We start from the raw sequence: 14,046 nt of genomic DNA, 5'->3' as shown, positions 1-14,046 counted from the left end.
ATTTGCAAAAAATCGCTTTGCCTGAAGAAAATTCGTAAATTGGCAAGAAAGCCTTACGAAAGTATGGAGATTCCTGCAGAAGCCTTGTAAGGTATGAAATAAGAGATAGAATGGAAGCTGTTATTTTTACAAGCCTGAAAAACGGTCGGTTTACTGTAAAACAGGCGGAGTTAACGTAAAAAGAGCAAAGCGGTCATCGTAATAGAGTAGAGGCTGTCATAGTAACAGAGCAGGTATCGCCCTAGCAAGAGAACAGATTTGGCTAACAGGGTAGATTGAATGCAAAATTAAAAAAGTAGAGGGAAAATGGAGAATTTCAATACGGAAAATCAAAGCAGAAAGAGAGGCAGAAGGGAGGGACGGAGTATCCTTCCTTTCTTTCTTATCTTTTTTATTTTTATATTGGGGATTGCCGGTTTCGGCGGCTACTATTATGTGAAAAAATATATGCCGACCAAGGAACGGGCCGATTTAAACAGTTATTTTTCCGTTTCCGGTGATAATGTGGAGCTGTATCTGAATCATGAAAAGGTGAAGGACGGGGATCAGCTCACCATAGGACGGATGCGGGACGGAGAAGTATATTTGCCTTACGGATTTGTTGTGCGGAATTTGAATATTCGCTTTTATTATGATGATGTGGAGAAGAACCTTCGTTATGCGCTTCCGGAAGAACTCCTTCTTTTTACAGACGGAGAAAAGGGGGAAAGCGGAAAAGCCGATTTCTTTACGGACGGGAAAAGCATTTTCATAAGCCTGTCCTTAATTGAAAAACATACCGCACTTTTAAGCCGGAGCTATACGGATACGGAGCATAAGCGTGTCTTTTTGGAAAATGAATTTACACCCGCTACAGTAGCGAGTCTCAAGAAAAAAGAGGCGGTTCGTTTGCAGGGGGGAGTAAAGAGCCCGATTCTTACGGATTTGGAGGAGGGAGCCAAAGTCATTATCCTGGAAAAAATGGAGAAGTGGTCCAAGGTGGAAACGGAGGACGGCTTTATCGGCTATCTTCGGAACAGCCGTTTAAATAAAGAAACAAGCGAAGAGCGAAGTAGTGGCTTTAAGGCTCCGGAATACAGTCATAAAAATCTGGGAGAGGGGGTAAAGCCGGTGCTGGCTTTCCACCAGATTAGCAATGTTGAGTCAAACAAGGGCTTGCAATCTTTACTCACGAATGCGACAGGAGTGAATATTCTCGCACCGACCTGGTATGCGATAAAGGATAATGAGGGAAATCTAAATTCCTACAGTGATGCGGCTTATGTTGCACTTTCCCATAGTACGGGAAGAAAGGTATTTGCCACATTAAACAACTTTGACGCCGGAAAAATTGACTTAAAGAGTCTTCTTTCCAGTGGAACAAAGCGTAGCAAACTGATTGAAGCATTGATTCAAGATATGCAGGAAAAGGGCATAGACGGCATCAATGTGGATATTGAGTTGCTTCCGGAAAAAGCGGCAAGAGATTACCTTGAATTTATGAGGGAACTTTCCATTGCCTGCCGAAAGAACGGTTTGTACTTAAGCGTAGACTGTTATGTTCCTTTCAACTATAACGCCTATTACAATATTCAGGAGCTGGGAACGATTTGCGACTATGTTGTCATCATGTGTTATGACGAGCACTATGCCGGATCGGAAGAAGCCGGTTCGGTATCCTCTCTTTCCTATGTGAGCCGTGGAATCGAGGAGACGGCGGCCGTCATGGATAAGGACAGAATTATCATTGCGCTCCCCTTCTACACCAGAGTCTGGATTACGGATCAGTCCGGAAAATTGCGCTCCGAAGCGCTTTCCATTAAGGCGGCAGCGGCTTGGATTCAGGAGAAAAATGTTTCCCTCGAATGGCTTAGCGACATAGGGCAGAACTATGGCAGCATTCAGGACGGAAACGAGAAGAAAGAAATCTGGATGGAAGATGAGAAGTCGATGAAGGAGAAGATGAAGCTCCTTAAGGAAAATGGCATTCAGGGCGTTGCGGCATGGAAGCTCGGACAGGAGCCGGAGGGATTTTGGTCTATCCTGACAGGGGAGTAACATATGGAAACAAGGATATTTTCGAAAAAGGATATAGAGGAAGCAGCACAGATTTTGAAAGCAGGCGGACTGGTGGCTTTCCCGACGGAGACGGTTTATGGCCTCGGGGGAAACGGACTCGATAAGGAGGCGGCACGTAAAATTTATGCGGCAAAGGGGCGTCCCTCGGATAACCCCTTAATTCTTCATGTTTCGAAGATGGAAGAAGTGTATCCCCTTGTCGAAAGTGTTCCGGAAAAGGCAAAGCGCCTGATGGAGAGCTTTTGGCCGGGCCCGCTCACACTCATTTTAAAAAAATCGAAAATCGTTCCCTTGGAAAGCACAGGGGGCTTAGATACGGTGGCACTCCGTTGCCCGGACAACGGAGTGACCTTGGAGTTGATAGAAAGGGCGGGGCTTCCTGTAGCCGGGCCATCCGCGAATCTTTCCGGAAGTCCCAGTCCGACGGAGGCTTCCCATGTGTACCATGACCTCGCGGGAAGAATCGAGGGAATTCTCGATGACGGGGCGGTCGGAATCGGGGTGGAGTCCACGATTTTGGATATGAGCACGGATAGGCCTACTTTATTAAGACCGGGCGCAATCACGTTGGAAGACCTCACGGAGGTTCTGGGAGAAAAACCGGAGATTGATCCGACTTTGCTCGGAAAAAAGATGGAAGACGGGTTTATTCCGAAAGCACCGGGAATGAAGTATCGCCATTATGCGCCAAAGGCGGAAATGATTCTATTCATAACGAGTACCGTACGCAAAGCGTGCGATATCTCGTTTTGTTCTTTAGAGAAAAAAGAATCGGAGAGAAGGGAATCGGAAGATAAGACTTCGGAGAAAAAGAGGTCTGAAGACAGGATCTCGGAGGGAAAAGAATACGAATACAAGGTTTCGAAAAGAATAGAGGAGTACCTTGAAGAGGAAAGCAAGGGATTTCCTCGGGAGAAAATTGCTATTCTCTGTGCGGAAGAAACAAAGCATTTCTATCAGGAAATGGCGGAAAAAGAGGGAATAATCCTGAAAGTTTTGGGAAGACGGGATGAGCCCCTGTCCATGACGCATAACTTATTTCGCATTCTTCGGGAATGTGACGAGGAGGGAATCGAACTCATTCTTTCGGAAGGCTATTCGGAGGAAGGAATAGGATTTGCCCTTATGAATCGGATGAAAAAGGCGGCAGGGCAGAAAATCATAGCTGTATAATACTCTAAGGAGAGAAAATCGCCGGAAAGGAGAGATATGAAGATTGTAGTTGTAGGCGGTGTTGCAGGCGGAGCCGGTGTTGCCGCAAGAGCAAGAAGAATCGATGAAACGGCAGAAATTGTGATGTTTGAAAGAGGAGAGCATCTTTCCTTTTCCAATTGTTGTCTACCCTTTGCCCTGAGCGGAATCGTGGACAAGAGCGATAAATTGGTGCTGATGACTCCTGAGGGATTTTGGGAAAAATATAGGATTAAGGCTCTGGTAAAACATGAGGTAACGGAGATTCTGCCGGACAAGAAGGAAGTAAAGGTAAAGAATCTTCTTACCGGGGAATGCTTTACGGAGAGCTATGATAAGCTTGCCCTTGCACCGGGGGCGAATGCCATTTTGCCTGCTTCTATCAAGGGAATCGATCGGGAAAATGTCTTTGTGCTAAAGAATGTCAGTGACATCAAGAAAATTGAAGTCTTTGTTTCCGAAAAGAAGGTCAAGAAGATATCGGTTGTCGGTGGCGGTTTCATCGGTCTTGAGGTAGCGGAAAACTTTCGAGCGGCCGGCAAGGAAGTGAGCCTTGTGGAAGGTCTTTCCCGGGTACTAAAGCCTCTGGATGAAGAGATGGCGCAATTTCTCCATAAGGAACTCCTGGATAATGGGATACAGCTTTATCTGGGGAAGACGGTCAGTGAGATAGGAGAAGGGGAGGTCGTTCTTTCGAGTGGAGAGCGACTTCCTGCTGAAGCCGTGATCATGGCTATCGGTGTCAGTCCTGAGACGAAGCTCGCAAAGGACTGCGGAATTGAACTGGGGCAGACGGGCGGTATTCTTGTAAATTACAATTATCAGACCAATTATCCGGACATCTATGCTGTAGGAGATGCTATTGAACTGACAAACAGACTGAGCCATGATAAAAGCAGACTTCCGCTCGCCGGACCTGCCCAAAGACAGGCAAGAGCCGCCGCTGACCATATGTTTGGAGAAACACACAGTAACAGGGGGGTTATCGGGTCGAGCTGTCTTCATCTTTTTAAGCTCAATGTGGCCAATACCGGTTTAAATGAAAAGGATTGCAAAGAGCACGGCTATCACTACGATTTTGCCTACACTCTTTCTACAGACAAGGTTGGTCTCATGCCGGATGCGCATCCACTTTTCTTTAAGCTGATTTTTGAAAAGCCGACAGGAAGGATCTTGGGAGCCCAGGCTGTCGGAAAGGGGAGTGCGGATAAGCGGATCGATGTGATTGCGGCAATGATCAGTATGAATGCCACTCTGGAGGATTTGAAGGAACTGGAACTTTGCTATTCTCCTCACTATTCCACGGCAAGAGATGTGGTGAATCAGGCAGCCCTTGTGGCCTTAAATCTTTTACATGGAAAATTCAGACAGGTTCCGGTTTATAAGGTCAGAGAACTGGTGGAGAGCAAGGCTTGTATTATCGATGTCAGAGAAGAAAAAGAATTTGCAAGAGGGCACCTCATTCATGCGGTCAATATTCCCATGTCACAATTCCGTGAGAGATTGTCCGAAATTCCGAGGGATGTTCCGGTCTATTTACATTGCCGCTCCTCGCAGCGCAGTTATAATGTAATCTGCGCCTTGCAGAAGCTTGGTTATACGAATCTTTATAATATTTCCGGATCCTTTCTTGGAATCTCTTTCTATGAGTATTATAGGGACAAGACGGAAGGCAGAAAACCGATTGTGACGGAGTATAATTTTAACTGATACGAAATTCTCTATTGCGATTTAATGTGATATTCGCTATAGAAGTTTAATGAGAAACTCCGTAAAGCGGCTGAATGTAGAATCACTTATCGAGTCCTCCAAAAACTTTTATACCCTCTTTCTCTAGGAACTCTGTATTTATAGGAGTACAATGTAGATGAGTAGGATGGCAACCTACAGAAAGGGGTGCCTATGAAAAAAGAGAAGGAGGAAAGAAACATTCATTTGAAAGAACAAATGATGTTTTCGGAATTACTGGATCGTTTAGAGAAAAGAAGCAAAACAATTTATAGAGAATATGACGGGAAAGAAGAGGCAGCTGAGGGATTTGGCAGCCTCTTTTCTGACTTACAGGAAGAAATGAAGCTTTGTGAGGAGGACAGCCCGGAAAAGCGGAATCCTCGTTTTGACCCGGAACCCTTACCGAAGGCGGGAGAACTTTTGATTGAAGGAGAGAATCTTTGCCTGCTCGGTATTTCGGAATCGGACTATCGAGGCTATATGGAAGTAGAGTATGATGCTTCCTTTTTTAAGGATGCCTTCCGGGATGAGAGTTTTTTGAGAAAACTGTGGGAGGGATTTTTTCAGCCGAATCGTGCTTACTACAGTATTTTCAATTTAAACTCTGTCTTCTTAGGCTACTGCGGAATTTTAAATTTACAGGCAAAGCCTTGGGAATTGGCGATTGCACTTAAACTGCAGTATCAGGGGCACGGTATAGGTCCGGAGAGTCTGCTCCTTCTTATGAAAGCTTTAAAGAGACGAACAGGGGAGAGAGTCTTCCGCGGAAGAGTAGATGCGGATAATGAGGCCTCTATCAGTATGATGCGAAAAATCGGCGGAAAGGCGCATGGAATCAGCGAAGTTTTTCTCCATGGGGAAGAACTGAAAGCCTATGAAAAGAAAAAGGACTATCTGGTCGATGATCGCTTAAGAGAATTGGCAAAAGAATTTCAGGTGGAGCCGCGGGAACTCTTGGGGCACGCCTTGGAATTTTGGGTAGAACTTCCTGAATAACGTTAGAGTGAGATAGCAGAAGCTTTCTACAGGGATGTATGTTTGGAATAAACAAGATGTCTCGGGCAATGCCTGCGGTCTTTGTGCAGAAAAAGGTCTTGGAAGTTTTGCTCCAAGACCTTTTTCTATGGTATACTTCATTGCAGAACAATGCACAATAATGTACAACAATGCAGAACAATGCACAACAACAATGCACAAAGGAGGGCAAAGAAATGGAACAGGAAAGCAGAATTGCAGTGATGGCAATTATTGTAGAAAACAGGGATTCCGTGGACGAGTTAAATACGCTTTTACACGAGTATGGAAATTATATTGTGGGAAGAATGGGTCTGCCCTATGAGAAGAAAAACCTGCATATCGTATCCATCGCCCTGGATGCGCCCAATGATACCATTTCCGCTCTGGCCGGAAAGATAGGAAATATTTCCGGAATCAGTGTAAAAACAGCCTATGCCAACGCATAAGGAGACGGAGAAAGGGGTTTCCGAACTCTTGCAGCTTCTTTTCGAAAAGCATCACTTAAGCCTTTCCTCTTATGAGAAAATTCTTCGGGAAAGGACGAAGGAGGAAGAGGAGCTTGCAAGGAGTCTGGCAAGAGAATGCACGGAGAAGCATTACGGACGCGGCGTCTATACGAGAGGGCTGATAGAGTTTACGAACTTTTGCAAGAATAACTGCCATTATTGCGGAATTCAAAGAGACAATGGCGAGGTGGAGCGTTACCGCCTTTCCAAGGAAGAGATTCTTTCCTGTTGTGAGGAAGGGTATCGATTGGGTTTTCGGACGTTCGTGATGCAGGGGGGAGAGGATCCCTATTTTACGGATGAGCGAATCGTAGACATTGTTTCTGCGATAAGGAAAGCTTACCCCGACTGTGCAATTACCCTGTCCATCGGGGAAAAGTCCGGAGAGTCCTATGAAAAGTATTTTAAGGCGGGAGTAAATCGTTATCTTCTTCGTCATGAGACGGCGGATGAAGCGCATTATCAGTACCTGCACCCGAAGGAGCTGAGCTGGAAGAAGAGGATGCGCTGTCTGAAGGAACTAAAGGAAATCGGCTTCCAGGTGGGATGCGGTTTTATGGTGGGATCTCCCGGACAGACTGTAAAGACCCTGGCAAAGGACCTCTACTTTATCCAGGAATTTCAACCGGATATGTGCGGAATCGGGCCTTTTATTCCGCAACATGCCACAAAATTTGCAAAGGAAAAGGCGGGAAGTCTCGGGGAAACCTTGTTTCTTCTTGCACTTCTTCGTCTGATTAAGCCAAATCTCCTTCTTCCGGCTACGACGGCTCTCGGCACGATTGATGAGCATGGCAGAGAACTTGGCATTCTTTCCGGGGCAAATGTACTGATGCCGAACCTTTCGCCGAAAGAGGTCAGGAAGAAATATCTTCTTTATGACAACAAAATTTGTACGGGAGATGAGTCGGCACAGTGCAAGGCGGACTTAGAGAAGAAAATGAAAGCAATCGGAGCGGAGCTTTTAGTGGATAGGGGGGATGCGAGAAAAGAGAAAGAGAGCGAGAGTAAAAGAAACAGACGGACTTGCTGTCAGCGAGAGAAATAAAAGCAAGTGCGGAAAAATCAGTTCAAATTAGTCTATTTATTATCTGAACGGAATGTATCTTTTTTTGAATAGAACATGTCTTTAGCGGAATAGCTCATTTTTTTAAAAATGAATCATTTCGATATTTGACGTGAGAAGCATTTGAAAAAGGATTTCGGACCGAAAGAAGGGAGTATCATGAACTACAATCCAAAATCTTTACAAGCGGAAGAATTCATTTCTCATGAGGAAATTCTTGAGACTCTTCGTTTTGCGGACGAGAAGAAGAACGACAGAGCCTATATCGAATCTATTTTAGAAAAAGCAAAACCCATTTACAATCCAAACGGAAGCTTACATTGCGGAGGACTGAACCATAGAGAAGCCTCTGTCCTTTTGGCCTGTGAAATTCCGGATTTGAATGAAAAAATGATCAAACTTGCGGAAGAGATTAAGCTGGCCTTTTACGGAAATCGTATCGTGCTTTTTGCCCCGCTCTACCTTTCCAACTACTGTGTGAACGGCTGTACCTATTGCCCGTATCATGCGAAAAACAAGACCATTGCAAGAAGAAAGCTCACGCAGGAGGAAATCAGACAGGAAGTCATTGCCTTACAGGATATGGGGCATAAAAGACTGGCTCTTGAGGCAGGAGAGGACCCGGTACATAACCCGATTGAATATATTTTAGAGAGCATCAAGACCATTTACAGTATTCATCATAAAAATGGAGACATTCGCAGAGTCAATGTCAATATTGCCGCAACCACGGTGGAGAACTATAGAAAGTTAAAGGAGGCCGGAATCGGAACGTATATCCTCTTCCAGGAGACCTACCATAAGAAGGCTTATGAAGAACTTCACCCCACAGGACCGAAACACGACTACCGTTATCATACGGAGGCTATGGACAGAGCCATGGAAGGGGGAATCGACGATGTGGGAATCGGCGTGCTCTTCGGACTCGACAAATATCGCTATGAATTTGCAGGACTTCTCATGCATGCGGAGCACTTGGAAGCGGTGCACGGTGTTGGACCGCACACGATTTCCGTACCGAGACTGAAGAAGGCGGACGACATCGATCCGACGCAATTTGATAACGGGATTGACGATGAGATTTTCTCGAAAATTATTGCCTGCATCCGGATTGCCGTACCCTATACCGGCATGATTATTTCCACAAGAGAGTCCGAAGAAGTGCGAAAGAAAGCACTTTCTATGGGGATTTCCCAGATTTCCGGTGCGTCCAGAACCTCGGTTGGCGGCTATACGGATCAGGAAAGGCCGCATGATACGGAGCAGTTTGACGTTTCCGACCAAAGAACCTTGGATGAGGTCGTAAAGTGGCTCATGGATCTCGGCTATATTCCCTCCTTCTGCACGGCTTGCTACAGAGAGGGAAGAACCGGTGACCGCTTTATGGCACTTTGCAAATCAGGACAGATTCAAAACTGCTGTCACCCGAATGCCTTAATGACCTTGGCAGAGTACCTGACCGACTATGCAAGTCCCGAAACCGGAAAATGCGGAGAAGAGCTTATCGAGAAAGAGCTTGCGACCATTCCGAATGCAAACCGGAGCAGAATTGCCGGGGAGCATATTAAGAGTATCTACAAATCAAACAAGAGAGACTTCTATTTTTAAGTTCAGTAGAGGAGCCATTTTAGAAAGATCATATTTCTTATTTTTGCGTGTCCCCATATGGCAATGCAAAATGAAGAAAGTTTAACTCAATGATCTTCATTTAAGGAGGAACTATGAGCTTGCAGGATACACCGCAGAGTGAGCGAATCCATATCGGCTTCTTCGGGAGGAGAAACGCGGGAAAATCGAGCCTGATTAATGCCATTGCGGGACAGCCGGTTTCCCTCGTTTCGGAGACGCCCGGAACAACAACAGACCCTGTGCGAAAAGCCATGGAAATCTTACCCCTTGGACCGGTGCTTCTCATTGACACCCCGGGAATCGATGACGAGGGGAGTCTTGGAGAAATGCGTGTCGCGCGCAGTAAAGAGGTGATTCGGGAGACGGATATTGCACTGCTTGTTTTGTCCGCGAAGGTCTTTCTGGAGGAAAATGCCTCGTTTTTACAAAGGGGGCTTGATAGTGGGAAGCCCCCTGTTTTTCGATTGCTTAAAGCTTTGAAAAGGGAACAGTTTCTTCTTCCGGAGCGGGAAAGAGCGCTCTTGGCCGATTTCCGGGAGGAAGATATCCCCGTCATGCTGATTTTCAGTCAGGTGGACAGGCTATCCGAAGCGGAACGGGAAGCACTTCAGATAGTCATTAAAATTCTGCGGGAAGAAAAAACAAAGTATGGCATTTTGGAAGTCCGGTCTTCCTCCGGACTAAGCTTAGAGGGCATCGAAGAAATAAAAAGTGCACTGGGAGTCTTTCTTCCGAAACAAAAAGAAAGGAGACTTTTTTCGGGCCTTGTGGAAGCGGGGGATTATATCGTTCTCGTAAGCCCGATTGATGAGTCGGCGCCGAAAGGAAGGCTCATTTTACCGCAGCAAATGGCAATACGGGATCTTCTCGATTACCATGCGATTCCGCTTGTTGCGCAGCCGGAAGAATTAAAGACGATTATGGAGAGTTTAAAGGGAAAGGTAAAGCTTGTTGTGACGGATTCTCAGGCCTTTAAAGAGGTAGAGTGCATCCTGGAGAAGGCGGTTCCCTTGACCTCCTTTTCCATTCTGATGGCAAGGTACAAGGGCTTTTTGTCTTATGCTTTAGAGGGCTGTGCGGTTTTGGATTCTCTGGAGGAGGGAGATAAGATTTATATTGCGGAAGGCTGTACGCACCATAGGCAGTGCGGAGACATCGGCACGGTGAAGCTTCCCAAGATGCTGGAAAAGTACAGCGGAAAGAAGCTGGACTTTGTTTTTACGGAGGGGAAGGGCTTTCTTTCCGAAGAGAAACAGAAAGAACTAAAGCTTATGATTCATTGCGGTGCTTGTATGCTTAGCGAAAGAGAAGTACAATCCAGATATCGGGATTTTCTGGACAAGGGAATTCCTATTTGCAATTATGGTCTTGCTATGGCAAAGATGAACGGGATTTTAGACCGGGCAGTTGCGATGCTGTAGTAAGGGAGAGCAGAGTAAGGAGAGGAAAGGACTTTTCATGGTGCGTTTGATACATACGGCGGATTTACATTTGGATACTACTTTTTCGTCGCGCTTTTCCAAAGAAGAGGCGGAAGAGAGGAGACAGGGACTGCTCCTGGCATGGAATAAACTTTTGGACTTCGGGGCGGAAAAAAGGGTGCAGGCGGTTTTAATCGCGGGAGATTTGTTTGACAGCCCCGTAGTTTCCCGTTCCACCATGGATATTTTCCTTTCTTCTATCAGGAAAAATCCCGAAATTTCCTTTTTTTATCTAAGGGGAAACCATGATACAAAAAATACTTTTCTTTTCCAGGAGCATCTCCCGAAAAACTTGTTTCTTTTCTCCCATGAAGGGAAAAAATACCGCTTAAATGAAAAGCTTGTTCTTGCGGGGCAGGAATTTTACGGGAGAGGAGAGCAGGAAGAAGAGAACTACTTCTTTGATTCCGAAGAAGAGGAGGAGCAGGCTTTGGAGGAGGGGATGAACTGTTTCCCGGAAAAGGAAGAGCCTGCGCAGGGGATTTGGAATTTCAAGGAAGAAGATTGTAACCTACTTATGTTACACGGCATGCTAAGGGAGTCCTCCGTTTCCAAAGAGACGTCGGAAGAGAAAGCTAGCTCCGAGAGGACGCCGGAGGCAGTGCAAACGGAAGACGGTATTTCTCTAAGGGCGCTGAGCAAATATCCGATTCACTACCTGGCACTCGGACATATCCATAAGAGGGAAGAGGGCAGATTCGGTGCACTCCGCTACCTCTATCCCGGTTGCCTGCAGGGAAGAGGATTTGACGAAGAAGGAGAAAAAGGCTTTTATTATCTGGAAATTAACGAGCAGAATAAGGAAATCCGCACGGAATTTGTTCCGCTAAAGGATGGGGAGTTTCGTATTATCGAGGTACTGCTTTCCGAAGAAGACGGAAGCTTAGAGGCTCTTGAGAAAATAACGGAAAGGATTCGAGAGGAAAATGCAGGAGAAAAGGACAGTCTCAGGATTATTTTAAAAGGAGAAAAAAGCCCTGAGGGAGAGCGAAATCTCCGCTATCTGGAGAAGCAATTAAGCGAAAATCATGCCTATGTAGAGATAAAAGAGGAGTGTCGCTTAAAGCTTCATAAAGAGGATTTTATGCATGAAAAGAGCCTGAAAGGAGAGTTTCTCCGTATGGTCAGTGACAGTGAAAGCTTGAGTGAAGAAGAAAAAGAAAAGATTATCCTTCTGGGGATAGGGCTTCTGCAGGGGGAGGAATTATGATTATCAAATCTTGTCATATTGCACAATTTGGAAAGTGGAAGGAGAAGGACTTCTCCTTTTCGGATGCGTTGAACCCTTATCTCTGGGAAAACGGGGAGGGAAAAACCACCTTAATGCATTTTTTCCATATCATGTTTTACGGTTTGTCCGGAGAAAGAAAACAGGATATTCTTGAAAATGAAAGAAAGCATTTCATGCCTTTTCAGGGCGGAAATTTTGGCGGAAATATTCATTTTCAGGAGAAGGGAAAAAATTATATTTTGGAGCGAAGCTTCGGCTTAAGAAAGGCGGAAGACAGCTTTCGCCTCTTAGAGGAAGGCGGAAAAGAAAGTAAAGACTACAGTGAGAATATCGGAGAGGAAATTTTTTCGTTAGACAGCGAAGCCTTTCAGAAGGTATGTATGATCAGTCACGAGGATCTTTCCTTACGGTTTAACTCCAGTATTCACGCGAAGCTCGGCAATGTTTCGGATGACCGGGAGGATATGCAGAAGTTCCAAAAGGTACAGAATACCTTGAAGGATGCCATTAATGCGCTTTCTCCCAATCGACGGACCGGCGCGATTTTTAAGAAAAAAATGGAGGAAGAAAGTCTCTCCGCATCTCTTTACAGAAAGAAAGAGGAAGAGGAAGCGGTGCTTTCTCTGGAAGAGGAAGTCCTCTCCCTGGAAGAGCAATGGAAAGAGAAAACAAAGGAAGAGGAAAGGCTGGAAGAGGAGGTTCAAAAGGGAATCCTTGAAAAGGAAGCGCTGGGGAAAAAGGTAGAATACCAGAAGCTGCAGGAAGAATTGGAAAAAGCCCATTATCGTTATGAAAATGCGAAGAAATGGTACTATCAGAATCGCTTGGAGAGCTTGAGCGAGGAAGAACAGGACAGACTGTGGAAGGAAGAACTGCAGGAATTGAAGTCCAAGATTAATGCTTTAAAGAAGGAGGCGGAGAAACCGAAGGAAGAAGCTTCTTCAGGGAAGGAAACTGAAGAAAGGGAAAGAAGAAACCCTTTGATTTATATTTTGTCCGTGACGGCACTTGCCTTTTTGCTTCTCTTTTTCTTTAAAATCAGCGGGGGAAATCTGCCGGTACCGGGAAGCCTTTCGCTATTAATCGCCATTCTCCTTTTTGCGATTGCTTTTGCCATTTACTATGGAGAAAGGGAGAGAAGAAACGCTTATCTGGGAAGACGCCTTGCGGAAGAAGAGAAGAGAGGAAAGGAAGAGTCGCTCCGTCTCTCGTCTTTGGAGGAACTGCTCTCCCACTATCATAAGGTAGAAGAGATGCTTTCTTTGGAAGCGGAAGAGAAGGAAAGGCAGGAAGCGCTTTCCGCCTTTTTGGCACAGGGAGAAAATAAGAAAACCGTAGAGAATTCCGTGGCGGACTTTGTTTCTTTGGAAGAGGCGCAAAGCAGGCTGGAAAGACATCGAAAAGAACAGGAGCTACTGAAGGACAACATCCGGGAAAAGAGAGAAGAGAGAGAAGACAGGGTGGAGATTCTTAAGGCTCTTTCCGAACAGGAAAGAACGCTTCAAGCTGTTCGGGAAGAACGACAGGCTATGGAAGAACGAATTCATATCCTGCAGCAAACCAAGGACTATCTGGAAAAGGCAAAGGATGCCTTTGCATCAGAGTACAGAGGCCCGATTCTTTCCGCTTTCACGAAATATTTTCAAGAATTAACAAAGACCAAGATGCAATTCGCCATCACAAATGACCTTGAAATTGAATTTATCGAGGGAGGAATGCGGAGAAGCTTGGCCTACCTGAGTGAGGGCTTGCAGGATTTGTGCCGTTTTGCGATGAAACTTGCTATTTTTGATGCGATGTTTCCGGACGGAAAGGCTGTACTATTCCTGGATGACCCTTACAGCCATTTTGATGATGAAAAAGGAGAAAGGGGACTTGCTCTTTTAGACGGTCTTTCCGAAAAGAGACAGATTCTTTACTTTACCTGTTCCGCATCCAGAATGCCGTAACGCCCGGAAGTCGGATAGGCAGTGAGTTGGCAAATTTTTTTTGGAAAGCAGAGGGAAAATTTTTATATTTATTAACTTTGTATAAAAATTATAGAATAAATAGTCAAAAAATAGTCAAACTTTAGAAGAATTTCACAAATTAGAATAGACTAATTATAAGATTTTCTATGATACAATCCTTTCATAT

10 protein-coding genes are annotated in these 14,046 nt (G+C 45.3%); all 10 read left to right on the top strand.

Going from position 1 to position 14,046, the window contains the following annotated elements:
• Window positions 1-306: 306 nt before the first annotated feature.
• Window positions 307-2,037 carry a glycosyl hydrolase family 18 protein gene (locus HMPREF9624_RS07045; RefSeq protein WP_009537163.1) on the top strand — a complete coding sequence of 577 codons (1,731 nt, stop codon included), beginning with the start codon at window positions 307-309 and terminating at the stop codon, window positions 2,035-2,037.
• A gap of 3 nt (window positions 2,038-2,040) precedes the next feature.
• Window positions 2,041-3,231: an L-threonylcarbamoyladenylate synthase gene (locus tag HMPREF9624_RS07040; protein WP_009537162.1), complete on the top strand. Its 1,191-nt coding sequence runs from the start codon at window positions 2,041-2,043 to the stop codon at window positions 3,229-3,231.
• Between the two features lie 36 nt (window positions 3,232-3,267).
• Window positions 3,268-4,959: an FAD-dependent oxidoreductase gene (locus HMPREF9624_RS07035; RefSeq protein WP_009537161.1), complete on the top strand. Its 1,692-nt coding sequence runs from the start codon at window positions 3,268-3,270 to the stop codon at window positions 4,957-4,959.
• 192 nt (window positions 4,960-5,151) lie between these two features.
• The gene (locus tag HMPREF9624_RS07030; RefSeq protein WP_009537160.1) at window positions 5,152-5,976 is read left to right on the top strand and encodes a GNAT family N-acetyltransferase; all 825 of its coding nucleotides are present in this window, start codon (window positions 5,152-5,154) and stop codon (window positions 5,974-5,976) included.
• Between the two features lie 215 nt (window positions 5,977-6,191).
• Window positions 6,192-6,443 carry a TM1266 family iron-only hydrogenase system putative regulator gene (locus tag HMPREF9624_RS07025; RefSeq protein WP_009428667.1) on the top strand — a complete coding sequence of 84 codons (252 nt, stop codon included), beginning with the start codon at window positions 6,192-6,194 and terminating at the stop codon, window positions 6,441-6,443.
• Window positions 6,430-7,551, top strand: coding sequence for a [FeFe] hydrogenase H-cluster radical SAM maturase HydE (hydE, locus tag HMPREF9624_RS07020; RefSeq protein WP_009537159.1), 1,122 nt, complete (start codon window positions 6,430-6,432; stop codon window positions 7,549-7,551). Before HMPREF9624_RS07025 ends, hydE begins: the two co-directional genes overlap by 14 nt.
• Window positions 7,552-7,728: 177 nt before the next feature.
• Window positions 7,729-9,177: a [FeFe] hydrogenase H-cluster radical SAM maturase HydG gene (gene hydG / locus HMPREF9624_RS07015; protein WP_009537158.1), complete on the top strand. Its 1,449-nt coding sequence runs from the start codon at window positions 7,729-7,731 to the stop codon at window positions 9,175-9,177.
• A gap of 113 nt (window positions 9,178-9,290) precedes the next feature.
• Window positions 9,291-10,619 (top strand): GTP-binding protein, encoded by a 1,329-nt coding sequence (locus tag HMPREF9624_RS07010; RefSeq protein ID WP_009537157.1) that lies wholly within the window; start codon window positions 9,291-9,293, stop codon window positions 10,617-10,619.
• Between the two features lie 37 nt (window positions 10,620-10,656).
• Window positions 10,657-11,889, top strand: a complete 1,233-nt coding sequence (locus tag HMPREF9624_RS07005; RefSeq protein ID WP_009537156.1) for a metallophosphoesterase family protein — start codon at window positions 10,657-10,659, stop codon at window positions 11,887-11,889.
• Window positions 11,886-13,859: an ATP-binding protein gene (locus HMPREF9624_RS07000; protein ID WP_009537155.1), complete on the top strand. Its 1,974-nt coding sequence runs from the start codon at window positions 11,886-11,888 to the stop codon at window positions 13,857-13,859. The genes HMPREF9624_RS07005 and HMPREF9624_RS07000 overlap by 4 nt, the downstream gene beginning before the upstream one ends.
• Window positions 13,860-14,046: the final 187 nt, after the last annotated feature.

It is taken from the genome of Oribacterium asaccharolyticum ACB7 (assembly GCF_000238075.1).
Classification (GTDB): Bacteria; Bacillota; Clostridia; order Lachnospirales; family Lachnospiraceae; genus Oribacterium; species Oribacterium asaccharolyticum.
The sequence above is the reverse complement of the archived record's forward strand: the minus strand, read 5'-3'. Positions and strand labels throughout refer to the sequence as shown.